The organism is uncultured Megasphaera sp. (assembly GCF_900539295.1).
In the GTDB taxonomy this organism is placed as follows: Bacteria; Bacillota; Negativicutes; order Veillonellales; family Megasphaeraceae; genus Megasphaera.
Genome location: NZ_UQBH01000019.1, coordinates 12,633 through 34,810 on the forward strand (window position 1 = coordinate 12,633; position 22,178 = coordinate 34,810).

Sequence of the window (22,178 nt, forward strand, 5' to 3'; positions counted from 1 at the left end):
CCGACACATGTAATCTGTCGTCAAAGAAGAGAAAACAGCTTAAAAGGGGAAATAGACCCTGTTTATGGCAAAACAGACTTCAATAAAAACAAATGTTCTTTCATAAGCTTGAGAGCCTCGCTAAACATATGTTCTAAATACAAAAAGTGCGATCTGTAGTACAATACATAATGAATCTATCGTTCCTTGGGGAACAGAAAGGGAGAGATATGCCGCATTTGATTACCACCTATACGGGAAGACACTTTGACATCACCAAGATGGATCCCGATGCCATTTGCATCGAAGACATCGCCCATGCCTTGTCCTTGATTTGCCGCGGCAACGGTCACGTCCGGACCTTTTATTCCGTCGGCCAGCACTGCCTGCAGTGCGCTTACGAAGCCGAGGCCAGCGGACTGTCACGACGCCTGATCTTGGCAGCCCTCCTGCACGACAGCACCGAGTGCTACATGTATGACGTCCCGCGGCCCTTAAAGGATGTTATGAACGGTTACCGGGACACGAAAGAACGGCTGCTGCAGCTTATTTATAAGAAATATCTTCACACGCCTTTAGATGAAGAAGAAACAAGAATCCTCAAAGGCATCGACAACGACTTCCTGTGGTATGACTTGACCTACTTGCTGGACGATAAACCGGAGAGGCAAGCCCCGGCCGTTCACGTCCTGCCGGACTACGCCTTCCGGCCCTTTGCCGACGTCGAGAAAGACTACCTGACCTTGTTCCGCCGCTATGCGCCATACGTCTCGAAAGGAGACTGAAACCTTATGAACATACAAATCTTTGGCACGACGAAGTGCTTCGATACCAAAAAAGCCCTGCGCTATTTTAAAGAACGGAAGATTCCCGTCCAATTCGTCAACCTGAAAGAAAAGGGCCTGAGCAAGGGCGAATATAATAAAGTCAAACAAGCCGTCGGCGGCATCGACGCCATGCTCGACCCCAACTGCAAGGATAAGGATACCTTGGCCCTGATCCAATACGCCGTCGACAGCGAAAAAGACGCTAAGATACTGGAAAATCAGCAAGTCTTAAAAACACCCATCGTCCGAAATGGAGCTAAAGCCACTGTCGGCTACGCGCCGGATGTTTGGAAGACCTGGGACTGATGATCCTGCCGGTTTGATGATAGGAATACAATCCCCAAAATACAGATAAAGCCTCAACAGCGAAGTTACGCTATTGGGGCTTTATTGTCGTCAAAATTTAGTTTTATACTTGGACACCTGTTTGTTTTGTATCGGCCGTTACCGGATCACTCCAAGAAGAATTCCATGACGTCCCGTTGGTATAATGGATTTCGGCTAATTCAACATGAAATTTTCTCCCGTTTTCGAGACCGTGGAGCGTCCAGTGATAACTATCAGATGACAGGCCTCGGGGTTCGATAGTGCGTTGACTCATAAGTACAGTAAACGGATCGCCATATCCGAATTCAGTAACTTCCTGACCAAAGTTATCTCTTGCCGACAAACGGACCTTAAAGCCGTCGATGGTCTTATCACTGTCGTTTTTTATCTGGATATAAGCGACTGGTTCTCCAATCACGTTTTCATCGACTTCAAAGCTGGTAATAGAGGCCGGAGCCGGTAATTTTACCGGTTTTTGTTCTTTCACCGGCGCTTGTTTTTCTTCCTGTTTCGTAGGATCTGACAGCGCTTGTTCTTCTTTGCTGACGTCGGAGCCGTCGTCATGGACAGAGTATAGAAATGCACCCATCATACAGACCAGGACGGCGACAACAAAACGATTCCACATCCGCACCCGTTGTTTCCTATCCTTCGGCCACAGATTCCGTACCCGTGAGGTGAGGTTGTGTACCTGCTGCCGGGGTTCTTCGGTCGGTTCTACGGGGTCTTCAGGTTCTGCGGGTTCAACAGGTTCTTTTGAATCTTCAGCTGAGCGAACGGTCGCCCCGCAATAGGGACAAAACTTAGCATCATCCTGAATCTTTTTACCACATTGAGTACAAAACATCATATCGCTTCCTTTTTTCTAAATGGCCGTGAAAGATTTCATTCCCTTGGCAAATACAGCAACGTATATAAATTCTATCCTTCGATTTGTTATAAATACAGATAAAACAGTATTTGCCTATTTCAAGACGAGGGGAACACTAGTTATAATTTAACATACTATTCATGAAACATCAATAAATCTTGGATAATAATGATACATGTAAAGAAATTTATGAAGAAAACGCAACCAAAGGGAGGCCTATGATATGGATAAGCAGCCCATGAACATCGGCCGTACGGATAGAAAAAAGAGCTACAACAGCAGTGCAGATACTTCCGAAGCACTATTTATATAAGCGACGATTTTATATTCTCAATATAATTATCAATAAACGAGAAAAAGAACTACACGATGGTAATTGACAATTCAATACCTATTTTTCACCATATGAACTGATTCATATGGCAGCAGCTATCCGTTGAGCCATAAAACGCCGTATACAGCCATACAGATTATGACAGCCCGGATTCAGTACATAGATTCATGAGCCTTATATACGGATATCTGAATTAGCCTGACATCTCTGTATGTATAGACCTATATAAGCCCGTACAGACTCATAAGGATGACGCAGGCATCCGGTACAAGTCATAAGGAGACAAAACCATGAGGGAGACTCCGGGAAGGCGTCGAGAAAAAAGAATTGCTGTATGGTATATATGGTATATAATGTATAATTGATATAAAACCAAGTTTCAGAGCCAGCCGGATACCGGGGTAGGAAAAAACGTCCAATTACTTCCGATAACGTTTAATTATCGTAAGTAATTTAAAAATGAAAAATCAGGCCAATTTATCCGTATCTCATACACCGCATACCTAAGCCATTTATACCACAATCAACCTATCTTTTGTACTTCTTCATTACTTCTATAACTTCCTGATAACTTCCCATTTTTCATATCAATGTCGGCAAAATATCGGCAAAAAAACCATGAACTTACACGACTTGTACGCATAAGTTCATGGTTTTTTATTTCAATATTTCAAAACTCCAAATGAATCATGGATGATACAAACATTTATTCTTCTTTTCTGACCTTGGGTTTCATACCCCAAACGACGGCGTTCATTATGATGACAATCAGCAGAACGACTGCCATGGCGACCCAGAATCCCATATTGATTCCCAGTAATTCGCCTCTTCCAAAAAGATCTATCCAGAGGCCTTCCCAATCCAGCATCATGATTCACACCTCCTACAGCAGCTCGCCATAATGGCGGACGTATGCTTTTTTCACGCTCGTTGCCAACATCATGTACAGCAGAATACATGGAATAAGGTAGGCAAAATAAATGGCCGGCAAATCCGTAAAGCCAAGGGCCGGTCCCAGCGGTGAAAATGGAATCGCCGTCAAGACGGAATCGCCGTCAAGACGGCAATACCGGCTATGGTAAGGAACATGACCGGAGCTGATGCATGGCTTTGGATGAATGGCAGCTTTGGCGTCCGAATCATATGAATGACCAGTGTTTGGCTCCACATCGATTCGACGAACCATCCTGCCTGAAACATGCCGATATATTTGATTTGCATGGCCGTAAGCTCGGCTCCGCTGTAATGCGCGGCGAGATTGTTAAACAATACGCCGTGTGAAACAAAGATCGGGCAAAATATAAAATACATGAAGGCATAGGTCGTAAAGTCAAAGATAGAACTTGTCGGCCCAAGCCACATCATAAAGCTGCCAACACTGGAAGCATCCCATTTTCGCGGAATGGCGACGAATTCTTCATCGACGTTATCCCAAGGAATGGCCGTGCAGGACAAATCATAAATCAGGTTCAGCAGTATCAGCTGAAGACTCATCATCGGCAGGAACGGCAACAGCGCCGACGCTGCCAGTACGGAAAACATATTGCCGAAGTTAGACGACGCAGTCATCTTGATATACTTAATCATGTTGGCATAGGTCTTTCGGCCTTCGATGATGCCGTCATCGAGTACCATCAAATCTTTTTCAAGCAAAATAATGTCTGCCGATTCCTTGGCCACGTCGACGGCCGTGTCGACGGATATGCCGATATCGGCGGCTTTCATGGCAGCAGCATCATTGATGCCGTCACCCATGTAGCCGACCGTGTGGCCGTTTTCCCGCAGGACCGAAACGACACGGGATTTCTGATCCGGCGTCAGCTTGGCAAAGACATCGGTCGTTTCTGCCGCTTTGGCCAAATCGGCATCACTCATACGATCGAGATCAGAACCAAGCAGCATATTGCGAACTTCCAGTCCTACCTGTTTGCAGATCGTACGCGTTACTTTATCATTGTCGCCGGTCAGTATTTTGGCAATGACGCCATGGGCTTTCAAGGCACGGATGGCATCGGCCGTCGATTCTTTCGGCGGATCCAGGAAGGCCAGATAGCCAATCAGCACCATATCGCACTCGTCCTTTACGCCAAAGGCGCCAACCGGCGAAGGATTGCTTTTCTGGGCCACGGCAAGAACCCGGAAGCCCTTATCATTCAGATTGCTTACGGTATCTAAAATGCGCTGGCGCAGTGCATCTGTAAGCGGTTGTACGCTGCCGTCATAATCGGCATGGGAGCAGATGGAGAGCATTTCTTCGACAGCCCCTTTGGTTACCATCTGTGTCTTCCCATCCTTATTCCTTACCACCGTCGTCAGGCGGCGGCGTGCAAAGTCAAAGGGGATTTCATCTACTTTGACATAGTTTTCAGAGAGATCAACCAGCTTGGGATCCTGGGCTTCTTCCTCTTCCGTCTTGTGAATGACGGCCAAGTCCATGAGGTTTTTATAGCCGGTCTGAAAATAACTATTTAAATAGGCATGACGTAAAACCCTCGTATCTTCCTCGCCATTTACGTTGAGGTGATACTCCAGTACGACCTTGTCCTGAGTCAGTGTCCCCGTTTTGTCCGTGCAGAGAATATCGATGGCACCGAAATTCTGGATAGAATTCAGATTTTTGACGATGGTCTGCTTCTGACTCATGGATACGGCACCTTTGGCAAGGCACGTCGTCACAATCATGGGCAGCATTTCCGGAGTCAAGCCGACGGCAATGGAAATACCGAATAAGAAGGCATCGAGCCAGTCATCCTTTGTAATCCCGTTAATGAAGAATACCAGGGGAACCATGACGGCCATAAACCGGATCAAGACCCAGGAAACGGCATTGACCCCACGGGTAAAACTGGTTTCTACGGCTTCTCCGGCAAGAGCCGAGGCCATAGAACCGAACAGCGTCTGATCGCCCGTACTGATGACAACAGCCGTCGCACTGCCGGAAATGACATTGCTGCCCATAAAGGCAATATTCGTATACTCCGTGACCGATTCCTTCTGGTCGCTGACATGGGTCGTCTTTTCGACAGGTTCGCTTTCCCCGGTCAGACTGGACTGACTGACAAACAAATCCTTCGCCGTCAACATGCGGATGTCGGCAGGAATCATATCCCCGGCCGATAAATGGACGATGTCGCCGACAACGAGTTCATCCAAAGGGATTTCTGTCGTTCCCGTTTCTTCACGGGTGACCGTACAAGTCGTCGTAATCATGGAAAGCAGTTTTTCCGCAGCATTCCCGCTCCGGGATTCCTGGACAAAACGAAGGGTGCCGGAAATCAGGACCATGACGACGATGACAATGACCGTTACCGGATTGAAATCATCGGGCGTGCTGCCCCACAGCGAAAAATAAGGGAAGACGATATCCGTCATCGTAGACACGATGGCCAGGAAAAAGAGAATGGCGGTGAAAGGATTAATGAACGCTTCTGCCAGACGCTTCGCCAGCGACTTTTGTTTTTCCCGCGTTACTTTATTGGAACCGTATGTATCCCTGTTTTCCGATACGGTGTCTTCATTCAGTCCGCTCAGTGACGTATGCAGACTGTTCAAAAGATCCTCGACAGGCCGGGTCGCTGCCTGTTCAATGCGCTGATTCAGTTTTTCACGAAATGCAGTCTGCTGCGCGGTCAGACGAATGGCTTTTTTATTTTCGTTCTGGTTCATGGCTCTCGCCTCCTCTTCCTCAACTATTTTTGATACCGCCGGCTTTTTTCAATATATAAAAGATCCGCTCCCGCCACCATAAACCAGGCGACCATCGTGAGTGTAAACCAATGTCCGGTAAAACCGCTCCACAGTCCCTTTATCAGAAAAATAACTCCGCTGAGCATGATGATGGCGCCGACATTGCGGCACAGAGGTACGATATCGATTTTCTCTTTCTCCTCGGAAGGCATGTTTTTCCAATTCGACAGATGAATATGGACTTTTCCACAGGCAAAGAGGACTCCTGCCAAGAGGAAAAAGACCCCTAAAAAGATACTTGCGACATGCATGGCTATTCTCCCTTCATTGATAAAATACCTCCAGTTAATGGCAACAACGGTCAATCGGATAATGAATTCAGCTACCTAAAAAGCAATAAAACGGAGACCTCACTTATGATAAATTCAATACAAAAATACCAAAGGAGCTCTCCGCAGGTTCATTTTACCACATCCAAACAGCCATTTAAACACCTTATGTTATTTTTACACAGACAAAATTCAAGCCGAATCGGATCCAAATCCAAGTTCTGCCCGATGCTTGAAATTCTTGCGATTCCTCCCAGTTTACAACGACAGCCTGCAAAAAAAAGCCTCCTAAAGTTAGATGTTAGGTCCAACTCTAAGAGGCATTTCATAACAATGCATTTTCGATTAGGCTGTATTGATTGTCAGCGAATTTGCCGACATCTCATCAACCGCTCCTATCCCAGCTTTTCAACCTTCTACATCGGGAATATTCTCTAAGGAAGAAAACGGCATCCCTTTTTCCTGTTCGGCACGGTGTAATTATTCTGCCATTCCGGGAACGCCGTACAGATGCAGCGTCTCCATCAAAGCGTCATAATCGGCCTTAGCCAAAATAACGACATCATCGGCAGCATCCTTGCCGGCAGCCATAACCGGAATATTCCTTTCATTGACGATCACGTAATCAAGGGCAAAATCCCACAACCAGTTCAAACAAAACACGCCAACAATAATAGCCGCATTTATTAGTAATCCTTAGTCTCTCTCCACATCAACAGCAACACTCCTCATGTTACTTTTACATCTGCTATTTTCTTGGTCGTCCAATAACATCCAACTGTAACGACACCACATTGTCAGACGGTTGTTTAACAGCGCCTTCAAAGCGGCCTAGCATGGTAATTGAATTGCCGACTTGAATAGTTTCCAACCAGTATCGGGCTTCGAGGTCCCCAATGACTTCATAAGCCATATTGTTGTGCTTCCAAAAATATACGCGGATATATTTGTGATCAGAATTAAAAAACGTTCCCATATGTACGACGGTTCCAGTCAGTTGAAGAAATTTTCCTTTATAGCGTCTTTCCGTTGCTCGAGGATTTCTGTTATATTCCTCCATCAGCTTTTCAGCCGTCATAGAGTAAGGATTATTTATTGTGCCGATCGTATATTGGGGAAAACTAGGGAGCGATTGCTGAACCGTGCTAACAGACCGGACTGGATCCGTTGTAGACGTCGGTATCTCAAAAAATTTAATCACCAGGCCCATACCAATGAAAATAAAAAGGAGAATTGAAAAGAGTGCAACTATGTCCTTCAGACTGGGGATGATATCTCCTACCCCAGGTTTTTTATATGCGGGTGTTTCGTTCGGAGCGACGCCGTCGACAGGCAAGGTTGTCAGTACAACCGTGGGGCCCGAATTGCTTTCCTCAAAAGACTTACTCTGTGGTGGCTCAAATAACTTCTGAAAATCATCTTTTGCCTCTGGATGATTTTCATCAAACGAACGGCGCAGCCAATCGAAGGCATCCTGGTTCGATGGCTCAAATCCTTCTCCTTTCACATACATCATCCCTAATTGATGCATGGCATAAGACGGGTCTTGTGAAACTGCCTGATGATAGTACTGAAAGGCTTTTTTATAATCTTTCCGGGGAATTCCGATTCCATCATAATACATATCTGCCAGCCTGCATACTGCCTCAATCTTCCCCGCTTTAGCTGCCTGTTCAAAATATTGATAGGCTTCGGCCCACTGTTCTTTCTCATAAGCTGCCTGGCCCAAAAGCCACGGATCCGCAATGAAGGCATGTTCTTCTTTCTGTTCTTTCTTCCCTTTTGACGTCGAAGGAATGGGTAACTCCGAAATGAAATCCGTAAAGAGGCCCGTTTCTTCTTTCGTATCTTCAGGCAGCGAAGTGAGCGGCGGCCAATCTGGTATATCGATATAAGGAGACAGTTTTTGTCTTAGTTTTTCAGCTCGTTTTTTAGCTCCTGGTTCATTAACGGCCTCTCCTTTTTTATACCATAGCAAAGCTTCTCTCAAATCCTGTTTCGTTCCCAGTCCGTCTTCATATAACCGTCCTACAGCAACAGCTCCATACTGTTTCTCCAAACGAAAAGAATCTTTATACCATTTCATAGCCTGAACATAGTCTTTTTCAACTCCCCTTCCATGCTCGTAATATTGGGCAACTTGGAACATGGAACTCACATTATGACACTGGGCGTTTTTTAAAGTACGGTTAAACAAATCCCGGTCAGCCTCATAAACCGTAGCTCTTTCAATCAAATCATTACCGGGATAATATTTTTCCACATTCTCGGGACTTTTATCCTCCGTATAATCCGGACACTGAGACGTGCTGATACATTCCCCGTTTCCAAATCCACATTTGTTTTGATTGCCACGACCATAATGCAAACACTTACGCTTATCTCTGCGCTCTTCACCATCTTTTAAGCGAACTAAATCCACTGTAGAATCTGTTCCCTGTTTCCACCCAGATGACCGTTTTTTACCCAAGGATTATCCCACCATTTCAAAACGCACAAAAAAGTGTATTATATATTACATATTCGACACAAAAAAGGGAATTCCTGCTCGTCTTATTCATCACGGGGGAAACTCTAATTAGTCTAATTTATCCCATTCGACGAGCCTATTGTCTCACAAACAACCTGGAGATGAAATCCATCGATTTTTTTCCGCTTACCTTGATCTTGACAAGAACATATGTTATCATTTAATATATACCATAGTCGTACTCGTCAAAAGGTCTTGATGCTATGAAGTACAAATTCAAAACAACCAAGGAACGCTCTGCTATCATGAGCAAAATCCGAGGCAAGGATACGAAAATCGAAGTCAAGTTGCGCAAAGCCTTATGGCACCTGGGCATCCGCTACCGGAAGAACTACAAGAAGCTTCCCGGAAGCCCGGATATCGCGCTGACGAAGTATCATATCGCCATCTTCTGCGACAGCGATTTCTGGCACGGCTATCAATGGGATGCCAAAAAATGCAAAATCAAAGCCAATCGTGACTATTGGATAAAGAAAATAGAAGACAATATCCAGCGCGATAGAGACTATGATGAACAGCTGATCGAACTCGGTTGGCTGCCGCTCCATTTCTGGGAGCATCAAATCAACAAAGACCTTGAAGGCTGCATCGATGAAATCTTATCGAACCTGCCTGACTATGTACGCTGAAAGCGGTCATCGATCTGCCCTCGGGCAGTGCTAACGACGAGAGTCTTATGACCGTGGAACAAGTGTGATGGCCGTATAGGCCAAGGAGGACTTATCATGAAGAAAACGATTTGCGAACTTTTCGCCGGAGTCGGCGGCTTCCGTCTCGGCTTCGATGCGTTAAAATCAGGCTGGGAGACAGTATGGTTCTCACAGTGGGAACCGGGCAAGAAGATGCAGTGGGCCCATGACTGCTATGTTGCACACTTCGGCGACAGCCTGGATAAGAACGGTGAATTCCATACCGGCGACGACATCGCCACCGTCGATAAAGATACCATCCCGGACCATACGTTATTGGTCGGCGGTTTCCCTTGCCAGGACTATTCAGTCGCGCATACTCTTGCATCGTCGCAGGGAATCGAAGGCAAGAAAGGCGTCCTCTGGTGGCAAATCCGTGATACCATCATCGTTAAGAAGCCGACCTTCTGTCTCTTCGAGAACGTCGACCGGCTCCTGAAATCCCCAGCAAAACAGCGCGGCCGCGACTTTGGCGTCATCCTTGCCTGCCTTGCACAGCTCGGCTATTCCGTCGAATGGCGCGTCGTCAATGCTGCCGAATACGGGGCTGCCCAGCGTCGGCGCCGGACGTTCATCTTTGCCTATCGTGACGATACAGGATATGTGGAAAATATCCGCACCGCTACTTCCGAATCCATCCTAAAAGAGACCGGTTTCATGGCACAGGCCTTCCCTGTCAGTGAAATCAAGGACATCAAGGAAGCCACTTTGCCGAATGATATCGTAGAAGTCTCTGATACTTTCGCTTTCGCCTTTCAGCCGGCCGGCTACATGACACAGGGACATATCTACACGACTTCCATCACCGTCGCCGATGAAGAACCTATCCTTTTAGGCAGCCTGCTTGAAAAATGCAAGGATGAGGATTATTATTTAACTAGTGACAGATTACAAAAGTGGGATTACCTGAAAGGTGCCAAGAAAATCCCCCGTACGGCTGCCAACGGCCATCAATACGTCTTCTCCGAAGGCCCTGTCGCCTTCCCTGATCCGTGGGACCGTCCGGCACGCACGATGTTGACCAGCGAAAGCACATTGAACCGAAGCTCCCACGTCGTCGCCGATCCGGGGACGGGCCGGCTGCGCATCCTCCTCCCGGAAGAAGCCGAAAAGATCCAAGGCTTCCCCGTCGGCTGGACAGGCGGCATGACATCGAACGGCAAGCCGATGCCCTGCCGTATGCGTTACTTCTGCATGGGAAACGCCCTCGTCGTTCCTATGATTACGCGTATGGGCAAGGTTCTCGATAAAATCATCGCAAATGAAAAATGACAGTAATAAAAGAATCCCCTGGGACACAAGTGAACCGACCCCCTAAAGTTGGACCTAAAATCTAACTTTAGGGGGTCACATCAAAGCCCTAGGGGATCCTTTTATTTATCATAAGTATGTATCGAAGCCTTTACTGAAGAATCCTATATCCGGTTCTTCCATCGTGCCTATCAAAACTCCTCTGTCAAGGAAGGCATTGAAGTTTTCACAGCTTGTTTCCGGCAGCAACAAGCAGGAATGGCAGGCTGCAAGGTTCATCGAATAGATGCCCTGCCCTTTGCTGAGGCTGCATACTGGGTCGTTCGTACAATATCCTACTTTTTCTACGGCTTTCTTGATGATATCCGGCAGTGTTTCCTTATAACCTTGACGCACCAAACCGCCTAAGGTCCCTTCAGAGTCGCCGCTCGCTGTATAGATTAAGATGCCGGTCATGGTTTTCCCACTTCCATCGCCTTTATCGCAATAGATACGTTCCCGTAGGGAAGCAATGCTGTAACCGCACTCAAAGCTCAACTGCCGAATCAAGGCATGCGCTAAGGAATGAAGGAATAAAAATTTGACAGTAATCTGTCTCGGCCTGCCCGTCGCATAGAAAGATTGTGCATAGTTATGATTAATTGTTGCCGCACGTGAATTTAAAGCTGGCTCATTCTGTCGAATCCATCTTTCGATTTGTTCTTCATCGAAACGGATGAAGATACCTTCACCAAGCACCTGATAGCCAGGATACCAATCCGTAGACGTTTCTTTGATGCAGACAAACTGTTCTTTATCAGACGGTCCTGATACAGGATTGATCCGTGAAAAACCAATCAACGCCAGAACTTCTCGCATCTTATGGATAAGTACCACTTGTTTCAGGCTAGGAATCATTTTCTGATATGGTACGATATTCTGCTCTTCCCGTTTAAAGAAGTTCGATTCATTAGCATTCGTCGCCTCACCATCTAAGGCTTCGTATTCTTCTTCACAGAACCGCTGGTCTTCATCAATATCTTCATTAATATTTTCAGTACTATCTATCCAGTTTTCTTCCAATAATCTTTTTACATCACATTCTTTTACTCGTTGGCTCAGTTCTTCAACAATTTCTTCTGATGTATCCTCTATGATTTCCCGTAAACGCTCTTCACCACGATTTTTTTCTTTCGCTTTAGATAAATTATGAAAGCCACGAGTGTAAGCATCAGTTTTCTGAATCATTTCATTCAAATCCGTCGTAAAAGGTGGTATGACCAAGGATGTTTTGACGACTGGGAAGTATACAGAAGAAGCACCGCGCAACGTGACCCTAGGATAACAAATACAAGCTTCTTTCGTGTGTTTCCAAGGATGGTTGCCGGGACATAAGAATTCCGGGTCTTCAGCGTCATCTAATTTTTCGAACAAATCCTTGTCCATGATGCCACTCAATGTCGATGAGGCTCCACAATTTTCGCATTTGACAAGAATATTGTCGAAGCCGTATCGTCCCGTCCCCATGGTAATCAACTTCAGTTTTGGATGATCACAGATTTTCTTTTTGCTTCGTTTATGAGCCCAAGCAATCCAAGGAAAATCATTGATATGCCCGTGTTCGCAAATGGTCACTAAGCGCGATAAGACCAGTCTATACTGTTTGCCGCACGAGGGACAATGGGGGTTCTTCAGCATATAAGGATCCCTGTCTTTCTCAGAATCAGATGCCTTTAACCTATAATCTCTCACCCACGCATCCATCGGCTGCAGGCGTTTACATTTCGGGCAATAGTACCATTGAGGGAAACGGACATAAGCCATTCTATGCCACCCATCATCATCTTCGTTTTCCGTCGGCAAGCCAAAATATTTCACACCTAACCTATCTTCCAGCCTCTTATCATGAATCGGTGTGACGTCAGATTCCCAATATTCTGGTGCCGCACACATGAGGACCTGATCCGAAAAATTAATCATAGCCCCGACGCCGAATTGATGTACTAATTGATTGGCCCTGACGGAATACTTCTTTTTATCAAGGTTTTTTCTTTCAACATTTCTACTGTCATCAATTTTTTTCATTTCAATCCTCTTTCCAAATCAATGCACATCCCCGCACTTCGCTGTCGATATTCCTCATTGAGGTTAACGTTTCTCCCGGGAGCAACTTATCATCCGATTTCTGATGGAATGGTTTCAACAATCGGTAAGAAGATTCCTGCGGTTCTTTTCCTTCATAGAACCAACTGTTGCCATACACTAATTGCTTTGACTCGGATGAAGCTATTTCCGCCTTACGGTTCCAATCCTCAAAGAAATCCTCGATTTCCTGTTTGATTTCTGGGATATCATCATGGATTTGGCTTCCGCGGCTTCTTATCCCACGAACTCGGTCTAAAATGAAGCTGCTCATCCTTTCTATCGCATCACGGTAATCATCAAGCCGAAATTCACCAGCCGATTTTTCTTCTGCCAAAGCAGGAATACTCCGCATCATAGCAATTAATACCGCATGCAGTGCCCTGTCCCTGGCCGGTTTTGAGAACGGCGTCGCTCCTGTAGGTTCGACGAATCGATAGAAAGATTCATGGAACGTCTTGAACTGTTCATAATACGACTGGTCCCGGTTCCGTCCCTGATTATACAGGGTAAAGACCAATCCGGGATAAGCACGTCCGACACGACTGGTCGCCTGTATGTATTCACTATTCAGTTTCGGCTGATTGACCATCAACAAAACATTCAAACGTGCAATGTCGACGCCGACAGAGAGCATGTTGCTGCTAAGGACAATATCGACAGGATATGTTTTTTTATTGTCATCAGAATGATATTTAATTTCTTCGAGTTCTTTGAAGACCTGATTCAGCTTGTTTGTCTTGACCCGGCTGGTCAGCTCCCTTAAAACGTAAGCATAACGCGGTTTGGTCTGCAGTCTCTGCGAGAACTGATAGACACTATTCTTAATATCATCAGCAACTAATGATTCACATTGTCCTAAATCCTTGAGGCTGTTGAAGTAAGCCGTCAATGTCCAATATTCATCTTTGACCTCATCCGGCACTTTAAGGATTTTTATTAGCTGCAACAAATCGGAAATGACAGTGACTTCCGTAGAGACTTGGTTCTTGCCGGAAGCCATCACCCCGATGTAGCAGCGGCCATATTTCCCTTTATCATGATCAATGACATCGTTCCGTGCAAAATAGGAGTCATCTGCATCAATGCCTGGCGGCGGGAACTGTCGGGTATCGCGATTGTAAAGAGCTGCACATTGTGCTTTCGCCCGCCTGATAGTGGCCGTCGAAGCGATGATTTTGGGCTTGACATGGCCGCAGTTATTACACATATAATCGATGGCTGTTTCATACAAGCCTACAATGGATCCCAACGGGCCTGAAATGAGGTGCAGTTCGTCTTGGATGATAAGTTCCGGTCCTCGATGCTGACCATCAGCACCAAAGAATTTATTCACTTCATTCTTCCAAGTCATCATAGCGAATTTATCAACTGTCCCGATAAGCAATGTGGGCGGTCTCTTATAGATTTCTTCGTCGATGACCATCACCGGGATTTCGGACGTATGGAACCGGCATCCGTCCTGTGGGCATTGATAATAAAAATGTTTAGGATTGGTTTGATAAAAGTACCCCCATTCGCCTTTCCCATGTTCTTTGACTAATGAAGTCCCGCACCACGGACATTTCAAGAGCTGGAAATCATTATCTGCAATACCATAGGTATTCATCAAATTCTTTAATTTCTTTTTTGCATCATCCAGTCTGTTGGGCGTATGCTGGCTGCCAATCCATAACCCTATCGTAATCGGCTCATTCCCTAGAACTGGTATCTCTTCTCCTGGTTTCCGTCGGGCGAGCCGAGTCCGCGTAGCACTTGCTTTGACCCCGTATGTTTTCCGGATAGCTTCACAAGCACAGATTAAGGTAGCGGCTCTGCTGAACTGCTGGGCAGTCAGCAAGCGTAAGGTATAGCGCATGATGATGTTCGTACCACCACCCTTATCACCATAGACCAAGCGGCGGTAAAAGATAACAAAAGCAGATAATCCTAAGTACGCTTCTGTCTTGCCACCGCCCGTAGGGAACCAAATCAAATCGACCAAGTCCCTGTCCGACGATTTTTCATCAACGATTCCTTTCAAACTCATGAGAAGGAAGGCCAACTGGAAAGGCCGCCACAAATGTTTGTCTTTGACATCACGATTACGATACTGATTGATATCAGCCAATTCAGACAATCTCTTCCCTAAAGGTGAATCAGCAGACTGGTCACCGCCATAACGCTCTGTCCCGTATTTTTCATCAGCAATGATTTCCAGATGTACTCTCTGCATGAACATAGCACGATTCGCCAACGAGAAGGCTGTATATGTTTTATCATCATCCCGTAATAACGCGATGCCTTCTTTCATACGTGCAGCGGCTTCTCGGCAGTCTGTCAGATTCAATGAAGCAGCATGGCGATATCTTTCTGGCAGTTCTTTTTCCTTGCCATCTAATCCTTTGATCCAATGCGCATAAGACTCCACCAATCGAGACAACAGAGCCAATTTCTTTTCTTTGCTGGTACTATCTAAGTCAGAATGGACTTTCATGGAGAGTATCTGATTCGATTCTTCTTCCGTGAATTCATTCGTCGGCAGATTGAAATCCATGCCCGGCAGCTCTTTCTTCGGCAAGAAGTCATTGATGAGGAACCCTTTCCCCTTTTCGTCAATCTGCCATTGTAGAGAAGTACCCATCCCTGAGCCGAAATCTTTTTGTTTACGGTACAATAGATTCAGCCGTTCTTCTTCATCATCGGCTGAAATGCTCTTTTTTATCTGATTTCTGTCAAAGAAGATAACATCATCGTTTTCCTCGATGCGGACTTTGATATGGGGCTGGAAAATAAATCGATTATATTCTCGTAATTTAAAGTCCTTGAATTCGTTGCTCACCATCAAAGTAATCGACCAAAGCTGTTCATCATCATCCATCAATTTACAAAATGCGGTGAAATGGCAGTCTGTATCATCCAAGGAATCCCCTAAATCAATGAAGCCTTCTTGCATCCCTCGAGGTAACTGGAAATCCAATGCGTGCGGGATGCGTACATAACTTTTGTGGTAGGGATCGCTGCATTGCCGTGCAAGTGTCATCAAGGGAATCTGTAAATCGTAAGAACCGGAATCGGCTTCATAAGAATCCAAAACATGCCGTACCCATTTGCTGTTGAATGGTTCCTTGACTGTGAAGAAACGTTTATCCTCTGACACTCCGATATGTTGCTGCACTTCAACCGGCAACATATCATAATCGAGTTTAGCGTTGCAAGGATAACAATAATCCTTCAGTTCACTGACTCGATACGTGCCGAAAGTCAAATGGATATGCATCGCTTCCGGTTTCCCTTTTACGAAGAACGTAATCCCCATCGAGGAAGGGCGCCATTGGTTCCTCAAATCTACAGTATCATCACCATCATCTTGATTTTCTCCCGACGGCTCAATATTGCTGTCGATTTCATTGTTAGTTTCCCCTTCGTCTCCATCTCCATTTACTTCGTCAGCCTGATTACCATCTTCACTCACTTCATCCTCTAAGTCCAGCATAACCTTCTGTGGATACAAGATGCCACAACTGTACCGTCTCGAAGGGATATCGGTGATGATTTCATGTTCTGCATCAGGGATGCTCCCTTCTGCACCGGGGCCTTCCAGCTGCTTCTGCATATTATTGATGATTATATCTCTTGCCTTAAGGCACTCGTCGGTTATATCACTCTTATTCAAAACTCATCAATTCCTCACTTTCTAAAGGCACATTTACATAATTTCCTGGAATCTTCACAGGCTGTTTCAGGCTTTGTATATCGTACAAATTCAATACTTCAATGAATTCATCTAAATCAGCCTGCAGCATCCTATCCAACGGAGTGCTGGTTTCTACCCCTTTCTGCACAGTTTCATAGATACGTGGTAACCGTTTCGTTATCTTCTTAGTAATACCAATGTGGATATCTCGAATATTTTTTGTTGCCTCATAATAGGCATCCGCTGTAGTATCGTCATCATAAGGTGCGATGATTGTCTTGATTGCTTCATAGACTTTCTTACGTCTCGGACCAATGACATGACTCCCAGGAATAACCCATGAACGAACAACGGCCCCGCCAGAATTCGAAACCCCCATATCGCGAAGCTGTTTGCTTAAATCATTCCATCTAATCCCCTGTTGCTCAACGTATTCTGCCAGGCCGTTTTTCCACCTTTTTACTAATTCCAAGGACCGATAAAACGACCGATAAAAATCATCAGAGTTATTCTTTTCCTCTTCTAAGATAGCCTTGATGACATCATGACGATTGCCAAAATCACGACAGTACAAGAAGCTCATCCCGGGCAATAATTTTGCGACCTCTAGAAGATGCACACTGTTATCTTCCTCGTTCAGATAATGGACTTTTCTCTTAGAGAAAAGATACTGCCGTCCATCATCTAATATACCGATACGAACGACATCCACCTTGCTATCTTGGATGATATCACTATCTCTGCTTACAGAATGGAGCCGCTTGACGATATCTGAAATATCGATGGTGGTAAATGGTTCATCCAAAATGTCAGCTCCTTCATCTGTTCTCGGAATGATTTTCTCTTCCCGGTCCGCCAGACCGGATAATACTTCGAAATCATTCAGTTGACGATGTGCATATGCTGCCATATGTCCATAATCAGCCTTTTCAAACTCATACAAGAAGAATATAGTACGTGCAGCCTGTAAGTGCAGAAAGAGAGGGACATCATGCAGCCAAAAAGTACCGCTGATGATAATAAGGCTGTATCTCTTATCCGTCCTTATTTTCAAAGGCGTCGCAATGTCCAGATTATACCTCACCTTATCACCTGCATCGAACACGTTGCATTGATTGGCATAAGGAACAACCAGTAATTTATTTCCGTAAGGATTATCGGATAAAAGAGACATTAACTTTTCTTTTTTATATTGGTTCCGGCTGATATCTTCATATAACTGTTCTACAAAATTATAGATTTCCCGACAGATTCTCCGAAGAACGGAATCACCAACGTCATCCTGTAATTTCTCCAAATTATCGATAGCATAGGACATCATGAAATCTTTTTCTAGCAAGAAACAGCTGGTCTTTAAACGTCGTATAAGGCCTAATGCACAACACATGAATTTAAACCCATTCGGAGATTCTGTTTTATTATGACGCAAAATATTTATCTTCTGCATCACCGCTCGATATTCAGTCCGTGTGATAGCACTGCCGAAATATTTTTCTCCTATCACACCTGATATCTCAGCTGATATCACAGCAGCAAGCCCAGGACGGCTGACCAAATAAGATGGTGTAGTGCCCCAATAGACATCCGCTTTCCGTATCTTCCCTATATCATTCATCAAAGCGAAACGGAAGAAAAAGTTATATAGCTGTAAAGGGATTTTTTTATTATTGAATATTTGTTGAATGAATCCTTGGTCTCTTTGGATAGTCGTCCAATCGGCTACATACAACATGGTGATAGCATACGCTTCTCCATATTCTTCAGCCCATTTCTTTACAATCGCTAAATCATTGCAAATGCAAATAGAAGGGTACATCTCTCCAAGATTACCCGGATACTTGTAAATACAGTCGATATCCTTGCCCTGATAGGCAACTGTAAACAATTCACTGAATCTTTTACGTCCCATTCCTTTTACTGCTACATATAGTTTATCCAATATGCGGTCTGCCCGCTTTTTACCAATGACGATATATGAAATATCATCAAAAGCGATAGCTTTTGTCCTGCTCTGACTGCCAAAAATTCTTTCATAAAAATCGACTCGATTTTTCAAGGTCTGATAATGTTGGACTCTATTTTTTGCCTTTCCATCATATTCCAATATCAAGTTCCATCTTGAGCTTGGTACGTAATTCCGCAATCCCTTTTGATTCACCAAAGGAAGCATGCCATTCACCAAATGAGGCGGTTCTATTACACTTATACGATTTTCATAAGTAACTTTAAGATTTCCATCACTGGCTTCAAGCAATTGGTTTATATAGGCATCGACAGAAAGTTGACTGCGTATATACACGAGCACTCCGGCAATAAAAAAGACGCAACTTAAAAGTTGATCATTAGGGACGACCGAGGTATAGACTAACCTATTATCAGAGAAAAAGTTATCTAAAATCAACTGTATGTATTCTTCCATATTTTCTTTTTCTATTCTTTCATTCCCTAAATACAGTTCACATTTATCAAGTGCTTCCTGTACTTTTTCCCTGTCATTCATATCCATGAGACACCGTCCAATTCCTATTCTATCCGATTCATAATCATATCAGAGGTTCACCGAGCATGATAGTCCCCTTGTTTCTCTGCTACCCACTGCGCCCGTACATCATCGGGAACCATAAGGTTCGTTTCATCGATTCCCCCAAGCCAGGATTCTATATTCGCTTTATCGATGGAATTATTAATTAAGATACGTGCGATATCTGCCGCTGTCACAATCAATATAGGATGACCGTCTTCGACGACTTCACGATATGCCTGTTTATCGACGAAGCTCGTCGTAATCATGATACCGAACTGCCTGTACCGTATGCGGGAGATGAGCCGGGACATCTCCCTGACCCCGACGCTGTTGTCCATGCCGTAGCATTTCGCTTCCAGTGCACATTCCATACGCAAAGGATAGTTGATGGCGCTGCCGGCTTGTATGGCATAAGTACCGATGGCATCCCGGCCGCCGTCACGCCACGGGCGAGTCAGGTTGAATTTCTGGAAATTATTGTCCATCATCTTGGCGATGTTGACAGCACACAGCTCGAAGCCTTGGCTGAATTTTTTATAATGCTTCCGGATCTTATCGAGGCAGATTCTTCCCATTTCATTGCACTGCATCTGTTCCATCTTCGTCGGGATATCGAAGAGGCGCGGTGCCTGCAGGGCCTTGATGCCGTTGCGCCCCGATTTCTGGAACGCCAACCAGGCAGCAGGTGCGTATTGATTGCTGTGTTCATGGTCATCAATCAAGCTCTGCAGCCATTTCCGAGAAATCGGCTTTTCACCCGTATCGAGAACCGTGAAATAGGCTTCGTAGTTCTGAAACCGTTCGCCTTGCGAAGTGCGCCAGAAGGCAACCAAGTCCCTATCCGGCGAAATTTTCGGGTTGCCTGGCACTGCCAGCCCAAGAAACTGTACATTACGCCTTTCTCCGGTCTTCTTGAAGATGAGGAACGGTGGGATATCGTCCAGTGAGCCCTTGCCGTTCAGACAGTCGAAGATGTCTTCCAGCAATTGGTTCCCCTTCAGTTTCGTATCGGTCAGGAGACGGCCTGGTTTGCGGTTGTCCCCATAATAGCGGAAGATTCCTGTCTCTGTATCCAAGAAATCAGGCCATTCCAATTCTTCCATCGAGGTATAGAGGACGACATAGGCAAACTTATTGCTGCCCTTCCGCTTCACTTTCCGGAAACCGCCGGAACTGCCACATTTAGGCAGGAGATGGTGCAGTACTTCTGCCCTGAGGTCAGAAACCGTCCCACTTTCATAAACAGCATCGACATATAAATCTGATTCTTCTAATCGGTCAAAAGGGATTCTCTTGGTTTTCGAATCTTCCATCGCACATCACATCCTCTATTGGGCTATCTGTTCTCTTCCTTTATCTGTCTGATGATGTATGTATTATTGAGCCAGAAGCATTGTTTGACATAGCGCGTATCGTCAGGCCAGCACTCCTTCGTCTTCTCATCCATCAGCAGATGTGTCCCAACCGGTAATGGTTTGGTATCATTCCGGTCCTGTCCATGAGGCCGGACATGTGATACAGTGTGGTCCTTCTTCTTGGGGAGGTTATTATGGAGATTGCCCTTGGCATCGACATGTATCTCCAGCCTACCGTCCTTGATGATATCGTGCATTTCCTGCCATACAGCCCGGACATCGCCTTCTAGATCTTCTTCAGGAATATTCCAGAACTGGCAGCCTGACAGATGTAATTGCCCTTCTGCATCTTTCTTGTAGATGACGAAGAAGAAGCGCGTTTCCCGAAGGTAATTGCCAAAAGTACAATCGTCCCACGTTTCATGGGCCAACTGTTGGTAATCAATGGCTGGGAAAGACATGCTCTGTTGGATGGAACCGGTCTTCTCGATACGGATGGCCTTGACTACGATACCGGCCTTCTCGAATTCTTCAGCTTGGTTCCCTTTGACGCCCAACATACGGAATGCAAGCATTGATCCCAGATTCTTCGGATTCTTGCTGATACCGAAAATCCAGCAGAGTTCATCAACGCTTTTACCGCGGTACGCAGAAATTTTCTTGACGACATACGCTTCAAAATCGTCGACTTCACCATGGACGATAGGTTCATACGTCGCTAAGCCCGGCACGAAGTACTTATTCAGAATATAGGTCATATAAGAGTTCTTAAAGGAAAAAGCCCGCGGCTTCGCTTCGATATCGCTGTAAGGCTGCCGCCGTCGTTTCGACGAATCGGAGCTCTTCGTAGCAGCACCGAGATATAGCGTATCGCCTTCTGATAATTCATGTGCTTTCCCGGCCCGCACCTTGGCGACGATTTTATTGTAATCGGCTTCCATGATTTTCCGGTCCTCTTCAGGCGGAGTGAAGAGCTTTACGAAATCGATATGGAAGTCAAGGTTTGATTTCTCTTGTTCGTAAAGATACCACACCAAAAGAATCAGCTGAGCCTTCTTCCAAACATGACTCTGCTGGAAGGACGACTCATTGACCAAGTTGAAATAATCAATCATCGTAATGATTAACCGTTCCTTGGCCCGCAGCTCTTTCTTCCTGCCGATTTCCTTATAAGGCGTGACTTTTAGCTCTACACCGGAGTCCGGGAAATCCGGTTCTGAATCGCTGTTGCTCTTATATTTGAAATAGCATTCCTCGACGAGGTTCCCCATACCGCCTTTATATTTCTTCTTCGCATGGGATTCCAGATATTCCTTGTTCGCCGTCTTTTCCTTCAACAAGTCCGAGGAGGATATCTCGTTCTCTTCCCATATTTCCCGGAAAGTTTTGCCGACCATCTTTTCCGCATATCGTTCAATGGATGTCGGATCCGCTTTATTATAAAAATCAGACATAATTCTCTTCTCCTTTATAAATTCCAGAAAGGTCTATGATGTTACAAATTCGACACAAAAAGGAAAAAATCCTGCTTTTAGTTTATCATAACAATCGATGATTCCTTGTAAAATGAAGGCTTGAATTTTGTCATCGATAAGAAGACGAAAAAGATTGTCCTGATTATGTACCAAGCCAACCGTCACGGAAATGGAACGGCCATGTCTTACGTCAAACGCTATAA

Annotated in this window: 15 protein-coding genes; 4 read left to right on the forward strand and 11 right to left on the reverse strand. The window is 45.2% G+C overall.

The window, feature by feature from the left end:
• Positions 1-209: 209 nt before the first annotated feature.
• Both QZQ46_RS07305 and QZQ46_RS07310 read left to right on the forward strand, forming a co-directional pair.
• Positions 210-764, forward strand: coding sequence for a hypothetical protein (locus QZQ46_RS07305; protein ID WP_296828422.1), 555 nt, complete (start codon positions 210-212; stop codon positions 762-764).
• Between the two features lie 6 nt (positions 765-770).
• The gene (locus tag QZQ46_RS07310) at positions 771-1,112 is read left to right on the forward strand and encodes an arsenate reductase family protein (RefSeq protein ID WP_296828424.1); all 342 of its coding nucleotides are present in this window, start codon (positions 771-773) and stop codon (positions 1,110-1,112) included.
• A 103-nt stretch (positions 1,113-1,215) separates the two neighbouring features.
• On the opposite strand, the gene QZQ46_RS07315 is transcribed toward QZQ46_RS07310, so the two are convergent.
• The 6 genes from QZQ46_RS07315 to QZQ46_RS07340 all read right to left on the reverse strand — a co-directional run bounded on the left by QZQ46_RS07315 (position 1,216) and on the right by QZQ46_RS07340 (position 8,824).
• Positions 1,216-1,983 carry a zinc-ribbon domain-containing protein gene (locus tag QZQ46_RS07315; protein WP_296828426.1) on the reverse strand — a complete coding sequence of 256 codons (768 nt, stop codon included), beginning with the start codon at positions 1,981-1,983 and terminating at the stop codon, positions 1,216-1,218.
• A gap of 1,061 nt (positions 1,984-3,044) precedes the next feature.
• Positions 3,045-3,209, reverse strand: coding sequence for a hypothetical protein (locus tag QZQ46_RS07320; protein ID WP_296828428.1), 165 nt, complete (start codon positions 3,207-3,209; stop codon positions 3,045-3,047).
• Positions 3,210-3,376: 167 nt separating this feature from the next.
• Entirely contained in the window at positions 3,377-6,004 is a 2,628-nt protein-coding gene (mgtA, locus tag QZQ46_RS07325) for a magnesium-translocating P-type ATPase (RefSeq protein WP_366135165.1), read from the reverse strand.
• A 23-nt stretch (positions 6,005-6,027) separates the two neighbouring features.
• On the reverse strand, positions 6,028-6,336 hold the full coding sequence (locus tag QZQ46_RS07330) for a DUF3784 domain-containing protein (RefSeq protein WP_296828457.1): 309 nt from the start codon (positions 6,334-6,336) through the stop codon (positions 6,028-6,030).
• Positions 6,337-6,834: 498 nt separating this feature from the next.
• Positions 6,835-7,008: a hypothetical protein gene (locus QZQ46_RS07335; protein WP_296828430.1), complete on the reverse strand. Its 174-nt coding sequence runs from the start codon at positions 7,006-7,008 to the stop codon at positions 6,835-6,837.
• 94 nt (positions 7,009-7,102) lie between these two features.
• Positions 7,103-8,824 carry an OB-fold protein gene (locus tag QZQ46_RS07340; RefSeq protein WP_296828432.1) on the reverse strand — a complete coding sequence of 574 codons (1,722 nt, stop codon included), beginning with the start codon at positions 8,822-8,824 and terminating at the stop codon, positions 7,103-7,105.
• A gap of 263 nt (positions 8,825-9,087) precedes the next feature.
• Here QZQ46_RS07340 and QZQ46_RS07345 point away from each other — a divergent pair, with 263 nt between their 5' ends.
• Together QZQ46_RS07345 and dcm are read left to right on the forward strand one after the other, a co-directional pair.
• Positions 9,088-9,513 (forward strand): very short patch repair endonuclease, encoded by a 426-nt coding sequence (locus QZQ46_RS07345; protein ID WP_296828434.1) that lies wholly within the window; start codon positions 9,088-9,090, stop codon positions 9,511-9,513.
• A gap of 96 nt (positions 9,514-9,609) precedes the next feature.
• Positions 9,610-10,845: a DNA (cytosine-5-)-methyltransferase gene (gene dcm, locus QZQ46_RS07350; RefSeq protein ID WP_296828436.1), complete on the forward strand. Its 1,236-nt coding sequence runs from the start codon at positions 9,610-9,612 to the stop codon at positions 10,843-10,845.
• Positions 10,846-10,953: 108 nt separating this feature from the next.
• Here the strand turns inward: dcm and drmB are convergent, their stop codons facing one another.
• Genes drmB through QZQ46_RS07375 form a run of 5 tightly spaced genes read right to left on the reverse strand, consistent with a single transcriptional unit; the run spans position 10,954 to position 21,954 of the window.
• Positions 10,954-12,888, reverse strand: coding sequence for a DrmB family protein (drmB, locus tag QZQ46_RS07355; RefSeq protein WP_296828438.1), 1,935 nt, complete (start codon positions 12,886-12,888; stop codon positions 10,954-10,956).
• Between the two features lies 1 nt (position 12,889).
• A complete protein-coding gene (locus QZQ46_RS07360) occupies positions 12,890-16,600 on the reverse strand; it encodes a helicase-related protein (RefSeq protein ID WP_296828440.1) in 3,711 nt (1,236 codons plus the stop codon).
• Positions 16,593-19,127 carry a DrmE family protein gene (locus QZQ46_RS07365; protein ID WP_296828442.1) on the reverse strand — a complete coding sequence of 845 codons (2,535 nt, stop codon included), beginning with the start codon at positions 19,125-19,127 and terminating at the stop codon, positions 16,593-16,595. Before QZQ46_RS07365 ends, QZQ46_RS07360 begins: the two co-directional genes overlap by 8 nt.
• A 50-nt stretch (positions 19,128-19,177) precedes the next feature.
• A complete protein-coding gene (locus tag QZQ46_RS07370) occupies positions 19,178-20,458 on the reverse strand; it encodes a restriction endonuclease (protein ID WP_296828444.1) in 1,281 nt (426 codons plus the stop codon).
• A 23-nt stretch (positions 20,459-20,481) separates the two neighbouring features.
• Entirely contained in the window at positions 20,482-21,954 is a 1,473-nt protein-coding gene (locus QZQ46_RS07375; RefSeq protein WP_296828446.1) for a Sau3AI family type II restriction endonuclease, read from the reverse strand.
• Between the last annotated feature and the right edge of the window lie 224 nt (positions 21,955-22,178).

Coding starts and splice junctions, on each gene's coding strand:
- QZQ46_RS07305 (WP_296828422.1), top strand. CDS start 210: ATGCCGCATTTGATTACCACCTATACGGGAAGACACTTTGACATCACC.
- QZQ46_RS07310 (WP_296828424.1), top strand. CDS start 771: ATGAACATACAAATCTTTGGCACGACGAAGTGCTTCGATACCAAAAAA.
- QZQ46_RS07315 (WP_296828426.1), bottom strand. CDS start 1,983: ATGATGTTTTGTACTCAATGTGGTAAAAAGATTCAGGATGATGCTAAG.
- QZQ46_RS07320 (WP_296828428.1), bottom strand. CDS start 3,209: ATGATGCTGGATTGGGAAGGCCTCTGGATAGATCTTTTTGGAAGAGGC.
- mgtA (WP_366135165.1), bottom strand. CDS start 6,004: ATGAACCAGAACGAAAATAAAAAAGCCATTCGTCTGACCGCGCAGCAG.
- QZQ46_RS07330 (WP_296828457.1), bottom strand. CDS start 6,336: ATGCATGTCGCAAGTATCTTTTTAGGGGTCTTTTTCCTCTTGGCAGGA.
- QZQ46_RS07345 (WP_296828434.1), top strand. CDS start 9,088: ATGAAGTACAAATTCAAAACAACCAAGGAACGCTCTGCTATCATGAGC.
- dcm (WP_296828436.1), top strand. CDS start 9,610: ATGAAGAAAACGATTTGCGAACTTTTCGCCGGAGTCGGCGGCTTCCGT.
- drmB (WP_296828438.1), bottom strand. CDS start 12,888: ATGAAAAAAATTGATGACAGTAGAAATGTTGAAAGAAAAAACCTTGAT.
- QZQ46_RS07365 (WP_296828442.1), bottom strand. CDS start 19,127: ATGGATATGAATGACAGGGAAAAAGTACAGGAAGCACTTGATAAATGT.
- QZQ46_RS07370 (WP_296828444.1), bottom strand. CDS start 20,458: ATGGAAGATTCGAAAACCAAGAGAATCCCTTTTGACCGATTAGAAGAA.
- QZQ46_RS07375 (WP_296828446.1), bottom strand. CDS start 21,954: ATGTCTGATTTTTATAATAAAGCGGATCCGACATCCATTGAACGATAT.